General features: G+C 73.3%; 15 protein-coding genes and 2 tRNA genes. 6 read left to right on the forward strand and 11 right to left on the reverse strand.

Features of this window, described 5'->3' with window-relative positions:
* Window positions 1–2: 2 nt before the first annotated feature.
* Window positions 3–650 (reverse strand): phosphatidylinositol phosphate synthase, encoded by a 648-nt coding sequence (gene pgsA, locus ACW14Y_RS10405; protein WP_320442021.1) that lies wholly within the window; start codon window positions 648–650, stop codon window positions 3–5.
* Between the two features lie 225 nt (window positions 651–875).
* Between pgsA and ACW14Y_RS10410 the strand changes: the two genes are divergently transcribed.
* Window positions 876–2933, forward strand: coding sequence for an elongation factor G-like protein EF-G2 (locus tag ACW14Y_RS10410; RefSeq protein WP_380439585.1), 2058 nt, complete (start codon window positions 876–878; stop codon window positions 2931–2933).
* Between the two features lie 55 nt (window positions 2934–2988).
* Here the strand turns inward: ACW14Y_RS10410 and ACW14Y_RS10415 are convergent, their stop codons facing one another.
* Window positions 2989–3414 (reverse strand): thiol-disulfide oxidoreductase DCC family protein, encoded by a 426-nt coding sequence (locus ACW14Y_RS10415; RefSeq protein ID WP_266310363.1) that lies wholly within the window; start codon window positions 3412–3414, stop codon window positions 2989–2991.
* 186 nt (window positions 3415–3600) lie between these two features.
* Here ACW14Y_RS10415 and ACW14Y_RS10420 point away from each other — a divergent pair, with 186 nt between their 5' ends.
* Window positions 3601–5244 carry a hypothetical protein gene (locus ACW14Y_RS10420; RefSeq protein ID WP_380383706.1) on the forward strand — a complete coding sequence of 548 codons (1644 nt, stop codon included), beginning with the start codon at window positions 3601–3603 and terminating at the stop codon, window positions 5242–5244.
* Window positions 5245–5318: 74 nt separating this feature from the next.
* On the opposite strand, the gene ACW14Y_RS10425 is transcribed toward ACW14Y_RS10420, so the two are convergent.
* The 4 genes from ACW14Y_RS10425 to ACW14Y_RS10440 form a co-directional block, all read right to left on the reverse strand.
* On the reverse strand, window positions 5319–5879 hold the full coding sequence (locus ACW14Y_RS10425) for an HIT family protein (RefSeq protein WP_266275249.1): 561 nt from the start codon (window positions 5877–5879) through the stop codon (window positions 5319–5321).
* Between the two features lie 72 nt (window positions 5880–5951).
* Entirely contained in the window at window positions 5952–7931 is a 1980-nt protein-coding gene (thrS, locus tag ACW14Y_RS10430; RefSeq protein ID WP_456986601.1) for a threonine--tRNA ligase, read from the reverse strand.
* Window positions 7932–8030: 99 nt separating this feature from the next.
* Complete coding sequence (locus ACW14Y_RS10435) at window positions 8031–9215, reverse strand: hypothetical protein (RefSeq protein ID WP_456986602.1); 1185 nt, start codon at window positions 9213–9215, stop codon at window positions 8031–8033.
* Window positions 9216–9247: 32 nt separating this feature from the next.
* A complete protein-coding gene (locus ACW14Y_RS10440; protein ID WP_266310367.1) occupies window positions 9248–9802 on the reverse strand; it encodes a DUF4365 domain-containing protein in 555 nt (184 codons plus the stop codon).
* A gap of 153 nt (window positions 9803–9955) precedes the next feature.
* Here ACW14Y_RS10440 and ACW14Y_RS10445 point away from each other — a divergent pair, with 153 nt between their 5' ends.
* Window positions 9956–10723, forward strand: a complete 768-nt coding sequence (locus ACW14Y_RS10445; RefSeq protein ID WP_380310953.1) for an exonuclease domain-containing protein — start codon at window positions 9956–9958, stop codon at window positions 10721–10723.
* Between the two features lie 71 nt (window positions 10724–10794).
* Here ACW14Y_RS10445 and ACW14Y_RS10450 read toward each other — a convergent pair.
* The 3 genes from ACW14Y_RS10450 to ACW14Y_RS10460 all read right to left on the reverse strand — a co-directional run bounded on the left by ACW14Y_RS10450 (window position 10795) and on the right by ACW14Y_RS10460 (window position 11803).
* A tRNA-Val gene (locus ACW14Y_RS10450) sits at window positions 10795–10866 on the reverse strand.
* Window positions 10867–11073: 207 nt separating this feature from the next.
* Window positions 11074–11145, reverse strand: a tRNA-Val gene (locus ACW14Y_RS10455).
* A gap of 124 nt (window positions 11146–11269) precedes the next feature.
* Window positions 11270–11803: a TIGR02611 family protein gene (locus ACW14Y_RS10460; protein ID WP_380383700.1), complete on the reverse strand. Its 534-nt coding sequence runs from the start codon at window positions 11801–11803 to the stop codon at window positions 11270–11272.
* A 194-nt stretch (window positions 11804–11997) separates the two neighbouring features.
* Between ACW14Y_RS10460 and ACW14Y_RS10465 the strand changes: the two genes are divergently transcribed.
* Both ACW14Y_RS10465 and ACW14Y_RS10470 read left to right on the forward strand, forming a co-directional pair.
* Window positions 11998–12411 carry an SsgA family sporulation/cell division regulator gene (locus ACW14Y_RS10465; RefSeq protein ID WP_030056266.1) on the forward strand — a complete coding sequence of 138 codons (414 nt, stop codon included), beginning with the start codon at window positions 11998–12000 and terminating at the stop codon, window positions 12409–12411.
* 543 nt (window positions 12412–12954) lie between these two features.
* The gene (locus tag ACW14Y_RS10470) at window positions 12955–13524 is read left to right on the forward strand and encodes a CGNR zinc finger domain-containing protein (protein ID WP_380310949.1); all 570 of its coding nucleotides are present in this window, start codon (window positions 12955–12957) and stop codon (window positions 13522–13524) included.
* A 34-nt stretch (window positions 13525–13558) separates the two neighbouring features.
* On the opposite strand, the gene ACW14Y_RS10475 is transcribed toward ACW14Y_RS10470, so the two are convergent.
* Window positions 13559–14098 (reverse strand): hypothetical protein, encoded by a 540-nt coding sequence (locus ACW14Y_RS10475; RefSeq protein ID WP_456986603.1) that lies wholly within the window; start codon window positions 14096–14098, stop codon window positions 13559–13561.
* Between the two features lie 188 nt (window positions 14099–14286).
* Here ACW14Y_RS10475 and ACW14Y_RS10480 point away from each other — a divergent pair, with 188 nt between their 5' ends.
* Complete coding sequence (locus tag ACW14Y_RS10480) at window positions 14287–14796, forward strand: DsbA family protein (protein WP_380310945.1); 510 nt, start codon at window positions 14287–14289, stop codon at window positions 14794–14796.
* A gap of 23 nt (window positions 14797–14819) precedes the next feature.
* Here ACW14Y_RS10480 and ACW14Y_RS10485 read toward each other — a convergent pair whose 3' ends face one another.
* Window positions 14820–15662 carry a GNAT family N-acetyltransferase gene (locus ACW14Y_RS10485; protein WP_380383694.1) on the reverse strand — a complete coding sequence of 281 codons (843 nt, stop codon included), beginning with the start codon at window positions 15660–15662 and terminating at the stop codon, window positions 14820–14822.
* Window positions 15663–15716: the final 54 nt, after the last annotated feature.

Here is a 15716-nt window from a genome sequence, read left to right on the forward strand (position 1 = left end):
CTTCAACTCCCGGCCGACGCCCGGTCCGCCTCGAACGCCTCGCGGCGCACCGTCACCATCCGCTGGACCACCGTCACCAGACTGCCGACCGCCACCAGCCACAACGCCACCGGCAGCAGCCACTCCACGTACGGCACACCGAACGTCGCCAGACCCGCCACACCGGCCGCCACCAGGCTGATCACCAGCCGCTCGGCCCGCTCCACCAGCCCCGACACGTCGCACGGCAGCCCCTGGCTCTCGGCCCGCGCCTTGGTGTACGACACCACCAGTCCGCTCGCCAGACAGAACACCGCCACCGCGCACAGCAGGTTGTTGTCGCCCTTGCCCGCGTACCACATGGCCAGGCCGCCGAAGACCGCGGCGTCCGCGACCCGGTCCAGCGTGGAGTCGAGGAACGCCCCCCACTTGCTGGTCCGCCCCAGCTGCCGTGCCATGTTCCCGTCCACCAGGTCCGAGAAGATGAACAGCGTGATCGTGATGGTGCCCCAGAAGAACTCCCCGCGCGGGAAGAACACCAGCGCGCCCGCCACCGAACCGGCGGTGCCGACCAGCGTCACGGTGTCCGGGCTCACACCCAACCGGATCAGGAACGCGGCGAACGGGGTCAGGACACGTGTGAAGAAGGCACGCGCGTATTTGTTGAGCATGGCCTTCCCGACCGCTCCGATCTGCCTGGTACCCGCCTGCGGCGGAGATTGCGGCAGACGACCCGACGGATCAGCCCGCCCGGCGCACCCATCGTAGCCACGCCCGCAGACACTCCCCGCCCACCGACCGCTCGCGCGCCCCCCGCCGCCTTTGTACCGCGCCCCCCGACGCCTTCGACCCTAGACTTTCACCGACAGCCCCCGGCGCGACGGGAGGAGACCCCGATGCCCGACCGCAGCACCGCCCGGGCCGGCCAGGCCCCCGCCGTCACCGGACCGCGCGACCTGCGCAACGTCGCCCTCGTCGGCTGCGCCGGCGTCGGCAAGACAACCCTCGCCGAGTCCCTCGCCCTCGCCGCCGGCGCCCTCGGCCGCCCCGGCAAGGTCGCCGACGGCACCACCGTCTCCGACCACGAACCCGTCGAGCACCAGCAGCAGCGCTCCGTCCAGCTCTCCGTGCTCCCCCTCGAATGGCGCGGCGTCAAGATCAACCTGATCGACCCGCCCGGCCACCCCGACTTCGCCGCCGACCTGCGCGCCGCCCTGCACACCGCCGACGCCGCCGTCTTCGTGGTCTCCGCCACCGACCCGGTGACCGCCCCCACCCGCGCCCTGTGGCGCCAGTGCGCCGCCGAGAACATCCCCCGCGCCATCGCCGTCGCCAAACTCGACATCGCCCGCGGCAGCCTCGACGAGATCCTCACCGCCTGCCACGACGCCTTCGAACTGGGCCCCGACACCCTCCGGCCGCTCTTCCTCCCGGTCCACCACGACGGCCGGCCCGACGGCAGCGTCGACCTCCTCACCGGCCACACCTACGGCAGCGCCGACCCCCTCCCCGACACCGGGCCCGCCCGCGAGAGCCTCGTCGAAGCCATCTCCGGCCAGGACGACACCCTCATGGAGCAGTACCTGGCCGGCGACACCCTCGACACCGACGCCCTCGAAGCCGGCCTGCGCCGCGAGGTCCTCACCTGCGCCCTCCACCCCGCCGTCCCCACCAGCGAGCACGGCCTCGGCGCCACCGAACTCCTCGACCTCATCACCAGCGCCTTCCCCGACCCCACCGAACGCACCCGCCCCGGCCCCGCCTGCGACCCCGACGCGCCCCTCGCCGCCCAGGTCGTCCGCGTCACCGGCGACGCCTACGTCGGCCGGGTCAGCCTGCTCCGCGTCTACTCCGGCACCCTGCGCCCGGACACCCGCATCCGCCTCACCGGCCCCCACCACCCCGCCGACCAGGACGCCGAAGAACGCGTCACCGGCCTCACCAGCCCCTTCGGCAAACTCCAGCGCCCCGTCCCGCACGCCGTCGCCGGCGACCTCGTCTGCGTCGCCAAACTCACCACCGCCCGCTCCGGCGACACCGTCCAGGAACCCGGCCACCCCGTCGAGCTCGACACCTGGCCGCTCCCCGACCCGCTGCTGCCGATCGCCGTCGAGGCCCACAGCAAGGCCGACGACGACAAGCTCTCCCAGGCCCTCGCCCGGCTCGCCGCCGAGGACCCGGCCCTGCGCCTCGAACAGAACCCCGACACCCACCAGCTCGTCCTCTGGTGCACCGGCGAGGCCCACGCCGAGACCCTCCTCGACCGCCTCCGCAACCGCCACGGCGTCCACGTCGACACCGTCCCCCACAAGGTCGCCCTGCGCGAGACCTTCGGCACCGCCGCGGCCGGCCACGGACGCCTCGTCAAACAGTCCGGCGGCCACGGCCAGTACGCCATCTGCGAGCTGGAGGTCGAACCCCTCCCGGCCGGCTCCGGCTTCGAGTTCCAGGAGCACGTCGTCGGCGGCGCCGTCCCCAAGCACTTCATCCCCTCCGTCGAGAAGGGCGTCCGCGCCCAGCTCGCCAAGGGCGTCGCCACCGGCCACCCGCTCGTCGACATCCGGGTCACCCTCACCGACGGCAAGGCGCACTCCGTCGACTCCTCCGACTCCGCCTTCCAGAACGCCGCCGCCCTCGCCCTGCGCGACGCCGCCGAACACGCCGTCATCCGGCTCCTCGAACCCGTCGCCGCCGTCCGCGTCCTGCTGCCCGACGACTACCTCGGCGCCGTCCTCGGCGACCTCTCCGCCCGCCGCGGCCGCGTCCTCGGCACCGAGACCGCCGGCCCCGGCCTCACCCTGCTGCGCGCCGAGGTCCCCGAGCTCGAACTCGCCCGCTACCCCGTCGACCTGCGCTCGCTCACCCACGGCACCGCCGAGTTCGGCCGCTCCCACCTGCGCCACGAACCCATGCCCGCCGCCCTCGCCGCCCGTTTCGCCGACCAGGACGACTGACGCCCCCGGACGTCGGGCCCCGCCGACGGCGCTACGGACGTCAGCGGCGCGGCCGTCAGCGCCGCGGCAGCGCGCAGGCCGCCGTCCCACCCGGCATCCGGTGCCGGTAACGCGCCACCCAGCGGTACACCAGCCCCGCCACCGGCCGCACCGGCGCCAGCGCCAGCACCCCGCCCAGGTACGCCCACGCCCCGCCCGAACGCATCAGCAGCCGCGCCACCGCCTGCGCCCCGCCGTACACCCGGCCGGCCGGCGTCACCCAGAGCACTTCGCGCTCCGCGCGCTCCCACGACACCTCGCCGCGCCCCCCGGCCAGGGCGTCCAGCCCCGCCAGGTCCGCGAACTGGAACGGCACCGCCTCCCAGCCCCCCGACGCCAGCGTCTGACGCAGAAAACGCTCCGCCCAGGTCGCACACGTCGTGCAGAACGCGCAGTCCCCGTCGAAGACCAGAACCGGATCCGTCAGCGCATCGCTCTCCATGGCGCCCATCGTGCCCCATCCCTCCCGGCAACAGGCTCCCGGGGCGCGTCGAACGGCCGAAACGTGGGCATCATGCCCCACGGGCCCGACGTGGCCCGTTCGTGACGCCAGTTCAGACGATCATCCGCGCACCGGTACCCCGGCGCGGTACCCTGCCGCAGGACAAGGGGAGGAGGGGACGCCACCGTGACCACACTCGACATGACCCCGGGTGCGCAGATACCCCGGACCGATGCCGGCCCGCAGACCGCCGGCACCCAGGCGCTCTCCTCGGCCGCGTACCGCGACGCCGAACTCACGGGCGACGCCGGGAAACTCGACGGAGCCACCGCCAAGAAGGGCCGCTTCGCCCTCTTCGCGCCCAACTTCGGCGAGGCCTTCAGCAAGGCGCTCATCTCCCGCGCCCTCGGCGGCGACCGCAAGCCCCTGGTGCCCGCCTTCGGCGTCGACACCCGCCAGGTCGTCGAGCACTGCCTCGCCGCGGAGGAGGTCCGCCGGGGCCGTGACCGGCAGCTGTCCACCGTCTCCCTCGTCACCGGCCTGCTCTTCCTGCCCGGCACCCTGATCTGGCTCGGCGCCTTCCAGCTCCGCGCCTGGCTCAAGCGCGACAACCCCAAGAACGCCGGCGTGTACGGGGGCGTCGTCCTCTTCCTCGCCGCCGCCGTCGCCGTCCTGCTCGCGATCAAGCCCCCGGCCGGCGGCATCCTCGGCCTCTACCTGCGCATCGTCATGCTCGCCCCGGTCGTCGGCTGGTACCTCGCCAAGCGCATCGTCGTCCGCACCGCCCTCGATCTGCGCGCCCGCTGGCTGCAGCTCGTCGAGGGCAACGCCGTCGCCGCGACCGTCCCGATGGCCGTCCCCCGCGACGACCTCGACAAGAAGGCCGCCGACCTGCGCGCCAAACTCGGCCGACTGGAGTCCGAGCAGGAGACCAACGTCCACCACTACGCCGGTCCCAAGGGCATCCTCGGCGCCGGCCGCCGCTGGGGCGAGTGGAAGCTCATCGACACCCTGCGCCCCGCCGAGGGCCAGATCGACTTCCGCCAGTTCCACCCCTGGGACCTCGTCCGCAAGATCTCCGGCCACCTCAAGGCCCTCGGCATCAGCGAGGTCGCCAACAGCGGCATCCCCGGTGTCCGGATCAAGCAGTGGGTCGTCTTCGAGGTCGGCGAGAACGCCGACGAGATCAGCCGCCCCGGCAGCGCCGACATGGACGGCGACCACATGCGCGACTTCGCCGTCCAGGCCATCGCCGACAAGCAGACCTTCGGCGGCGGCCCCCGGCACTACCTCTCCACCCAGTTCATCACCCACGACGGCAAGCTCGTCCTGACCTTCACCGTCACCGTCGCCCTGCTCGCCAACACCCTCAACGTCACCGTCGCGGCCTTCGCGCTCGGCCCGATCAACGGCTACTTCTTCGACAAGCCCAAGGACAAGGAGAAGTCGGTCGCCAAGACCGTGCGGTTCTGGGAGGAGCGCACGGTCAAGCTCCCGCTGATCGACAACGACGAGGTCGTCCGGCAGGCCGTCCGCGCCCCCTTCTACCGGATGCCCGGCCTGCTGTCCTGGCTCGGCGGCGGCCTCGGCCTGCCCGAACCCTTCGGCCTCCGGCACATCTGGGCCGGCCAGCCCTGGGACACCCGCACCATGGCCGACAACGCGCTCAACGTCTCGCACCCGGTGATCGGCGCCGTCCACACGGCGACGATGGAGTTCCTCGCCGAGCACGACCTCGACACCGAACGCGCCTTCAAGGGCCGCGCGGCCGGCCTCAAGGCCGAGGCCCAGGGCAGCCGGCCGTTCAAGGTCGACCGCTACGACGCCTGACCGGGCCGCCCCACGACACGAGGAGGGCCCCCGCCGACCCGGAACGGTCGACGGGGGCCCTCCCGCGTCAGGTACTAGTCCACCGGCCAGGCCTCGGCCAGCATCTTCCGGGTGTCCGCCAGCAGTTGCGGCAGCACCTTGGTGTGGCCGACCACCGGCATGAAGTTGGTGTCCCCGCCCCAGCGCGGCACCACATGCTGGTGCAGGTGCGCGGCGATACCGGCCCCCGCCGCGGCGCCCTGGTTCATCCCGATGTTGAAGCCGTGCGCGCCCGAGGCCGCGCGCAGCGCCGTCATCGCCTTCTTGGTGAACACCGCCAGCTCGGCCGTCTCCGCCTCGTCCAGCTCGGTGTAGTCCGCCGCGTGGCGGTACGGGACCACCATCAGGTGACCGCCGTTGTACGGGTACAGGTTGAGCACCGCGTACACCGAGCTCCCGCGCGCGACGACCAGCCCGTCCTCGTCGGTGAGCGACGGGATCGAGCAGAACGGACAGCCGTCGTCCGGAGCCGGGCCGGTGGGCTTGTTCTCGCCCTGGATGTAGGCCATCCGATGGGGGGTCCACAGGCGGCGGAAGCCGTCCGGCTCCCCGACGCCCCGCTGCAGTTCCGGCTCAGTCGTCATGCTGATCAGCATATTCGCCCGCCCCCGCTTGCAAAGCGCGAGGGGCGGACTCCCTGAGGAGCCCGCCCCGCGCACACGGTCGGGTCAGACCTGGATGCGACGCTCCACCGCGTCCACGATCTCCTGCACGGCCTCGGCCAGCGGGACACCGTTCTTCTGCTCACCGTTGCGGTAGCGGAAGGAGACCGCGCCCGCCTCGACGTCGTCGTTGCCGGCGATCAGCATGAACGGGACCTTGGTCTTCTGGGCGTTCCTGATCTTCTTCTGCATCCGGTCGTCCGAGGTGTCCACCTCGACCCGGACCCCGCGCTTCTTCAGCTCGGCCGCGACCTCCAGCAGGTACGGCACGTGCTCGTCGGTGATCGGGATGCCGGTCACGGTGACCGGGGCCAGCCACGGCGGCATGGCGCCGGCGTAGTGCTCCAGCAGCACCGCGAAGAACCGCTCGATCGAGCCGAACAGCGCACGGTGGATCATGACCGGCCGCTGGCGCGAGCCGTCCGCCGAGGTGTACTCCAGGTCGAAGCGCTCGGGCAGGTTGAAGTCCAGCTGGATGGTCGACATCTGCCAGGTCCGGCCGATGGCGTCCCGCGCCTGCACCGAGATCTTCGGGCCGTAGAAGGCCGCGCCGCCCGGGTCCGGGACCAGCGGCAGGCCCTGCTTCTCGGCCACCGCGGCGAGGACGGCGGTGGCCTCCTCCCAGGCGTCGTCGCTGCCGACGAACTTCTCCGGGTCCTTGGTGGACAGCTCCAGGTAGAAGTCGGTCAGACCGTAGTCGCGCAGCAGGTTGAGCACGAAGGTGAGGGTCGAGTCGAGCTCGTCCGCCATCTGCTCACGGGTGCAGTAGATGTGCGCGTCGTCCTGGGTGAAGCCGCGGGCGCGGGTCAGGCCGTGCACCACGCCGGACTTCTCGTACCGGTACACGGTGCCGAACTCGAACAGGCGCAGCGGCAGTTCACGGTACGAGCGGCCGCGCGCGTCGAAGATCAGGTTGTGCATCGGGCAGTTCATCGGCTTGAGGTAGTAGTCCACGCCCTCGTCGAGCTGCATGGGCGGGTACATACCGTCCGCGTACCAGTCCAGGTGGCCGCTCTTCTCGAAGAGCTTCCCCTTGGTGGCGTGCGGGGTGTAGACGAACTCGTAGCCCTCCTCCTCGTGCCGACGGCGCGAGTAGTCCTCCATGGCGCGGCGGATGATGCCGCCCTTGGGGTGGAAGACGGCGAGGCCGGAGCCGATCTCCTCCGGGATGGAGAAGAGGTCGAGCTCGTTGCCGAGCTTGCGGTGGTCGCGCTTGGCGGCCTCCTCCAGGAACTCCAGGTGCGCCTTGAGCTCGTCCTTGCTCGGCCAGGCGGTCCCGTAGAGGCGCTGGAGCATCGGGTTCTTCTCGCTGCCGCGCCAGTAGGCTGCGGCCGAGCGCATGATCTTGAACGCCGGGATCATCCGGGTGCTGGGCAGGTGCGGGCCGCGGCAGAGGTCGCCCCAGCACAGCTCGCCGCTCTTGGCGTCCAGGTTGTCGTAGATGGTGAGCTCGCCGGCGCCGACCTCGACGTCGGCGCCCTCGCCGGCGATGGCGGCGGAGCCCTTGAGGCCGATCAGCTCCAGCTTGTACGGCTCGCCGGAGAGCTCCGCGCGGGCCGCCTCGTCGGTGACGACGCGGCGCGAGAACTTCTGCCCGCGCTTGATGATCTCCTGCATCTTCTTCTCGATGGCCTTGAGGTCATCGGGGTGGAACGGCTTCTCGACGTCGAAGTCGTAGTAGAAGCCGTCCTTGACCGGCGGGCCGATGCCGAGCTTGGCCTCCGGGAAGAGCTGCTGCACGGCCTGGGCCATGACGTGCGCGGTGGAGTGGCGCAGGATGTCGAGGCCGTCGGGGCTGCCGATCACGACCGGCTCGACCTCGTCGCCGTCCTGGACCGCGTACGCGAGGTCCTTGAGCTGGCCGGCGACCTTGGCCGCGATGATCGAGCGGTCGTCCGCGAAGAGCTCGGCGGCCGTCGTGCCCGTGGTCACCACGCGCTCTTCCCGATCGGGTTCGCGGTTGATGATTACCCGGACGTCCGTCACCGGTCTCTCCTGACGTGCTGGATTCAGAGGACGCAGCACAGCGCTGCGTCTGACGATGGTACCGAGACCGGTGGCCCCACCGTCACCTCCGTACCCCTCCTATGCCTCCCTCCCCTCCCCCAGGGTCTTGAGCAGCCGCTCGCGCTCGGCGTCCTCCAGTCCGCAGGGCTCCGGGGCGGAGGGCCGGGTGAGGCGGCGGAAGCCGCCGCGCCGTTCCAGTCGGCCGGAGATCCGTACGGGGGTGCCGGCCAGGTGGGCCTCGGCGGCGAGCCGGTAGGCGGCGTCGGGCAGCCGCACCTTGACCTCGTCGACCTCGGCGCCGCCGAGCACCCGCAGCCGGACGTTGCCGGGCCCGGCGGGGTCGGCGCGCTTGAGCCGGACCACCAGGCCGACCAGGGTGACCGCGACGGCGGGTTCGAGGCGTTCGAGCAGCTCGGCGGCCTCGGCCAGGGCGGGCAGGTCGCCGGGCGAGAACTCGACGACGGTCCGGCGGTCGCCGAAGCCGCCCGGGGTACCGGCGGCGGCCGACCAGGCGACGGTGAAGCGGCTCGCGGTCGCGCCGCGCACGAGGTCCTGGACCGCGTCGACCAGCTCGCGGCTGACCCCGGACTGGACGGCGTTCTCGAAGGCCTCGGCGCCGCCGCTGACCCGGCGGTAGTCGACGGCGTCGCGCAGCGCCTCCAGGGCGCGGACCAGGGTGGTGATCGCCGCCCGGCCCTCGGGGGCGGGGCTGTGGGCGGTGAGCCCGGGGCCGTCGGACACGACCAGGACCCGCTCCAGGAAGTCGCCGGCCCAGCTGTCCAGGCGGGCGCCGAAGTAGGCGGCGCGGGTGCGGCCGGCCTTGGCGCCGGCGGCGAGCATGGCGCGGGCGGCCCGCCGGAGCCGTTCGGTCTCGTCCCAGGGCGCGGTGCCGGGGGTGGCGGCGCCGGGCGGCCCGGCCGGGTCGCGGTGCCAGTGCAGCTCGTCGCCGGGGACGGCGAGGGCGAGCAGGATGGCCCGGGCGGAGGGGCTGGCGGAGCGGGACAGCGCGGTGACGGCGTCGGTGAGCAGGTCGACCGCGTCGTCGAAGCCGTCGCCGGCCGGGACGAGCAGGCTGACGCCGGGGTCGGTGCCCTCGGGGGGTGTCCAGCGCCCGTAGCGGGCGGAGGGTCCGCCGCGCCGGACCCAGCCGTGCCGGGCGAGCAGGGTGGCGAGCACCGCGGGGTCGACGGCGGCCGGATCCGGCAGCGGCCCGGTCGGCGGTTCGCCGGGCGCGGGGCGCAACGGCCCGTGGGGCAGTGTCATGGAGCGGCTCCTCCCGGCCGGGGGCCGGGCCGTCACGGGCTGCCGCCCGCGCCGACCCTGGCCATGATGTCGCACAGGGCGCGGTCGTCGAAGACCTTCGCGGTGGGGACCCGGACGTTGGTCCGGCGCTGTCCGGTGACGGGGTGGCCGGCCAGGTTGACCCAGTAGCAGCAGTGCCGCAGCTCCAGCGCGTCGGGCCGGGCGGCGAGCCAGCGGTCCACCCGGCGGGGCAGCAGCATGACGACGAGGATCCGGGGCACCGCGACCCGGGGCCGGGCGAGCTTGCGCAGGTGGTCGTTGTCCAGGGTGAAGGAGAAGAAGGCGCCGCGCGGGTCGGGCGCGATCTGCTGGGTGGCCTTCAGCTGGATCTTGACGGTGACCTCGTCGTCGACCTGGTGGCTGCGCGAGCCGTGGCTGACGTGCCAGTCGATGCCGTTGTCCGGGAACGGCTGCGAGAGCGAGCAGCCGGCCGCCGCGACCACCGCGTGCAGATAGCCGACCTGCAGGGTCTCCATGCAGGCCGTCACCGCCAGATCGCCCCGCAGGACGGCCGCCGCCTCCTCGGGCTGCGGCTGCGTCAGCGCCATGACCGTCCGTCCCTCCCCCGTCCCCCCGGCCGGTCCGCATTCGAACACGGCACCCGAGGGCAGGGTGCCCGGCCGGTGTCCCGCCAAACGGTTGAGGGGGCGTCAGGGGCGGGTATCACCGGGGCGGGAACACGCTGTTTTCGAGGGGCAGTCATGCAGCAGCACTGGTTCACCGGCCCGCTCGCCTCCTTCGACACCGAGACCACCGGCGTGGACGTCGAGTCCGATCGCATCGTCTCGGCCGCCCTGGTCGTCCAACCCGCCCCGGGCGCGGCCCCGGTGGCGACCACCTGGCTCGCCGATCCCGGCGTGCCGATACCCGACGGGGCCCGCGCGGTGCACGGGATAGACGACGCGAGGGTGCGGGCGTTCGGGCGCCCGGCGGCGGTGGTGGTGGCCGAGGTGGCCGCCGCGCTGGCCGAACAGGCCCGGGCCGGGCGGCCGGTGGTGGTGATGAACGCGCCGTACGACCTGACGCTGCTGGACCGCGAGCTGCGCCGGCACCGGGGAACGTCGCTGGCCGAGGCGACCGGTCCGGCGGCACTGCTGGTGCTGGACCCGCGGGTGCTGGACAAGCACGTGGACCGCTACCGGCGGGGGCGGCGGACGCTGACGGACCTCTGCGCGCACTACGGGGTCGAGCTGACCGGGGCGCACGAGGCGGCGGCGGACGCGACGGCGGCGATGGAGCTGGTGCGGGCGGTCGGCGCCCGCTACCCGGGGGCGCTGGGCGGGCTGACGGTGGGCGAGCTGCATCTGCGGCAGGCGGTCTGGCACGCGGCGCAGGCCCGGGGGCTGCAGGCCTGGTTCGACCGGTCGGGGGCGGACGAGCGGGTGGACCTGTCCTGGCCGATGCGCCCGGCCCGGTGCGGTTGCGGCCGGCGGCTGTCGCCGGAGCACGACTGCGAGGTGGCCGCGTAGGGGCGGGCCCGACGGGCACGAACGCCGCAGGCCCCGACCGGTGTTCCGATCAGGGCCTGCGTGCTGTCCGGTGGGCGATACTGGGATCGAACCAGTGACCCCTTCGGTGTGAACGAAGTGCTCTCCCGCTGAGCTAATCGCCCGGGCAACGAGAAGAACAGTAGCACCGTTCGGGGGGTGCCGTACAACTCGTTCGGGGAGTGCCGCCCGACGCCCCCACAGAACTCCCGCGCGGTGCGGAAGATGACTGCGCCTCAGGACATTCCCGGCACCGTTCACCGGATTGCGGGAAATACATGTGAGGCCCAGCCGATAATCGGCTGGGCCTCACATATCACAATGCATTCCGGTGGGCGATACTGGGATCGAACCAGTGACCCCTTCGGTGTGAACGAAGTGCTCTCCCGCTGAGCTAATCGCCCGGGTGCAGGGAAAACATTACCGCATCCCGGAGGGTGGTCCGAACCCGCTCTCCCCGGCGGTCCCGACCGCCGCCCCGGCCACGCCCTCACCCGGACGGCCCCGCCCGGCGGGCGGGCGGACGGCTCAGTCCTCGTGGATCTTCCAGGGCATGACCAGCCCGTACTTCCACAGGTACCAGCCGCCGAGCGCGGCGATCACCGCCACACCGATCGCGGTGAGCGTCAGATTGCGCCGCCGCACCTTCGGGTCCAGGGCCTTCTGGGCCGCCTCGGCCACCTTGCGGCGGGTCCAGCGCAGCGCCAGCTGGGCCCAGACGAACTCGGTCGCCCAGATGCCCATACCCAGGAAGATCACCACCCAGCCCGGTCCCGGCAGCGGCAGCATGACCACGCCGAGCGCCACGACGGCCAGGCCGACCAGGAAGACGGCCACCTGCCAGCTCAGGTGCAGCGGGCGGGAGCGGCGGATGAAGCGCGGGGCCCGCGAGCCGAGCGGCCTGCCGCCGTCCGCGCCGGCCTCCGCCGCCCCCTCCCCGCCGGAGCCCCCGCCGCCGTCGTCCGCCCCCGTCGGCACCCCCGTGTCGTCCGGCACGATCACATCCCCCGTTCCGGTGTTCCCGCCCGCGTCACCGCGTGCCTTGTCGCTTCGCACAGTCATGCCAGGAAACTAACCGAGAAGGGCTCCGGTAATCGCCCGGAGGCCGGTCTGTGGCGATTCCGCAATGCGCCGTAAGGGGTACGACTCGCGCCCGAATCGGGACAGAGGGGTTTACATCGGTCTTGGAGGTGGGATGGTCCGTTCGCCGACGTGCGATTCCCCGAGCGCACACTGAGCGAAAGGCCATGGCGCTTATGAACACCACGGTCAGCTGCGAGCTGCACCTGCGCCTCATCGTGTCCAGCGAGTCCTCACTGCCCGTCCCCGCGGGCCTGCGCTACGACACCGCCGACCCCTATGCCGTGCACGCCACGTTCCACACCGGCGCGGACGAGACCGTGGAGTGGGTGTTCGCCCGAGATCTCCTCGCGGAGGGGCTGCACCGACCCACCGGTACCGGCGACGTCAGGGTCTGGCCGTCGCGCAGCCACGGGCAAGGGGTGGTCTGCATCGCCCTGAGCTCTCCGGAAGGAGAAGCCCTGCTGGAAGCCCCGGCCCGGGCGCTTGAGTCGTTCCTCAAGCGGACGGACGCCGCCGTGCCCCCCGGCACCGAACACCGTCACTTCGACCTCGACCGGGAGCTGTCCCACATCCTCGCCGAAAGCTGACCGACCGGAGGCGGTCACGCCCCGCTGTCGGCGGGGTCGTCACCCCTGCCGTCACCGCAGCCGTCCTACTCGGGGGCACGGCAGCAGACTCAGCCGCGCACGACGCGGTCTCGGGGCAGGTGACGAAACGGTTCACCCCGATCGGGGTGGGCCCGCAGCACCGCACGCGCCCGGCACCGGAGCCGGCCACCCCACGGGTGGCCGGCCTCGCTGTCGGGCGCGACCGTTCTCCCGGCACTCCCCCGGCGCTCCGACCGCCGCTCCGCCCGCCGGTCTCCCCCCACGCCTTCACCGCTCCTCTCCCGGCCCTCTCCCCGCCCGCACGGACCCGCCGTGCCCCGGGACACGGCCCCGGCTGCCCGGGAGTCCGCCCCGGCGGGCACCGCCCGACCCGGCCCCCGGAGAAAACTCCGTACAGACCTACGGAATCCGTACGCGTCTTCGAAGCAAGCCACCGCCGGAGCCCTCGCCGCCCCGGTAAGGTCTGGGAATGACCCGTAGTCGCGGGGTGCCCACGGCCCCCTCCGCACGAGGAGCCTCCACGTGCTGATCACCCATGACACCGAGTGCGCCCTGAGCATCCTCGTCGAGCTGCTCAACACCGCACCCGAGGTGTGCGGCACCGAGCTGCTGCCCGACACCGCGGCGCTCGACGCCTTCGTGGTCCGGCAGGAGATCAGCGAGATCGACTCCCTCACCGAGAACGACCTGCGCCAGGTGCACGAGCTGCGCTCCCGGCTGCGCGAGGTCTTCGGCACCGAGTCCACCGAGGAGGCCGCCGAGCAGGTGAACGCCCTGGTCGCGGCCGCCGGGACGACACCCCGGCTGACCAACCACGACCACCACGGGTGGCACATCCACTACTTCGCGCCGCACGCCGCCCTCGGCGACCACCTGGCCGCCGAGCTGGGCATGGCGCTGGCGTTCATCCTCACCGCGGGCGAGCGCGAACGGCTGCGCCGCTGCGAGGCACCGGACTGCGCGAGGGTCTTCGTGGACCTCTCGCGCAACCGCTCGCGCCGCTACTGCGACAGCCGGACCTGCGGGAACCGGCTGCACGTCGCCGCGTACCGGGCCCGCCAGCGCTCCGCGGAAGCGGTGCCCTCGGCCTGAGCGGGCGGGGCGGCGGGGGCGCCGGGCCGGGCGGTCAGAGGCCGCGCCGGCGCAGGATCTCCTCGATGTCGGCGAACTCGTCCAGACCGCTGTCGCTCTTGCCCGCCTTGCCCGGCTTGCCCTGCTTCCCGGCCTTGCCCGCCCCGCCGCGCTCGGCGCCGGCGGCCTCCTCGGCCCGCTTCGGGGCCGGCCCGGCGGCCGGGGTGCCGGCGGCCGGAGCCACCGCGGGCTTGGCCGGTGCCGGCCCGGCGGCCGCCGGACGGGACTCGCTCCCCACGGCCGCGGCGCCACGACGGCCCACCCAGCGGGTGGTGGCCAGCAGACCGGCCGAGACGCCCAGCAGCACGATGCCGGTCCACACCCGGGGGTCGAGGACGAGCTTGGTCGCCCAGTCGGCCAGCTCGTCGCCGATCGTCCGGGCCACCGGGAACAGGCCGGTCAGATAGAGGCCCAGCGGCAGCAGCGCGACGGCGAACCAGCGGGTCGCGGAGAGGAAGCGCCGACGGTAGGCCCGCAGGCCCGCCACCGCCACCCCGGCCGCCGTGAGCGCCACACTGACCGCCGCCGTCAGCACGGCCGCCTCCGCTCGTCCGTCGCCGCCCCGGTGCCCGGGGCCGTCCTGCTGATCGGGGCCGTCGCGGCCGTCACCGCCGCCCCGTCGGTCGGAGTCGTCATCCCGTCGGACCTCCCGTCGCTCCCGGTCTGGCCGGGCCCGGCCGCCGACCGTCCTGGCGGGGGCCCCACAGGTGGAACACTGGAGGCATGATCGAAGGTTCCCTCCCCCGTCTCGAGTTCTGGTGCGAACTCCAGTGCCCGGACTGCCGCACCGCCCTGGACGACGTCCGCGAACTGCGCGCCCGCTACGGCGACGCGCTGCCGATCGAGCTGCGGCACTTCCCGCTGGAGAAGCACAAGCACGCCTACGCCGCCGCCGAGGCCGCCGAGGAGGCGTTCGCCCAGGGCCTCGGCTGGCCCTTCGTCGAGGCGCTGCTGGCCCGGGTCGAGGACCTCTCCGCCCGCGGCACCGAGGTGCTGCTCGAGGTCGCCCGCGAGGTCGGGGTCGACCCCGAGGAGGTGGACACCGCGCTGGTCGACGGCCGGCACATGCTCACCGTCGACGCCGACCAGGCCGAGGGCCGGGCGATCGGTGTGAAGGGCACGCCGACCTATGTGATCGCCGGGCAGCGGTTCGACGGCGGGCAGAGCCAGGACGGCCTGCTGGAGCGCCTCGTCGCCGCCGTCGAGGCCGCCGGGGCCGCCCGCACCGCCTGACCCGGACCGGCCGGCCCGGCGGCTCACAGCAGCTGCTTGCCGTAGACCCGGTTGGTCACCCGGTAGCCGAGCGAGTCGTACAGCCGGACCGCGACCTCGTTGCCGCTGAAGACGTTCAGCCCGAGGTCGCGGACCCCGGCCGCCAGGCACTCGCGCTCCGCGAGCCGCATCAGCGTCCGCCCGTGCCCGCGCCCCCGGTGGGCGTCGGCCACCTCCACCACCATCACCCAGCCGAGCGGCGCGCCGTCCGACAGCTCACGGACCCGCAGCGCCAGCCAGAGCGAACCCAGCGGCTCCTCCCCCGCCCCGTGCAGCCGGCGCAGCGCCACGCCCGGGGTGCCGGCCCCCTGCGGCAGCAGCTTCAGGTGGTCGGCCTCGGCCTTGGCGCGGGCCTGCTCCTCGCCCAGCCCGGAGGCCAGCAGATCGCGCACGTAACCCGCCTTGGCCTCGACCAGCCAGGCCGGGAACGCCTCGTCGTCGATCGGACGGGCGACGACGCCCCCCGGCAGCGCGGGCGGCCCGTCCAGCCGCTTGATCATGTTCCGCATCCGCTCGGTGTAGCCGAGGGTCACCGCGAGCGAGCGGGCGATCCGCGCGGTCTCCGGGATGTCCGCGTCCACCCGGACACAGCCCCAGCCCCGCAGCACCTCCTCGGCGGCCAGCGCGGCGATCGTCCCCCGGCCCCGGCCGCGCCCGCTGCGCACCTCCAACTCGGCTATCTCGCCCCAGAGTCGGTCGCCCCGGGGGACGGCCGTGGTGCGCAGCCCGCCGACCGGGCGGCCGTTGACGCAGATCTGCCAGCGTCTGGTCCGGCCGCCCGCGGCGGTGGGGGTCTCCTGGCTCTCGGGGCGCAGCGTGATGGTCATGTCCCGCTCCCTTCCCCGCCGTCCGGCTGTTCTACCGGGCCGGGCCCCTCGGGC

This window comes from Kitasatospora sp. cg17-2, assembly GCF_054031055.1.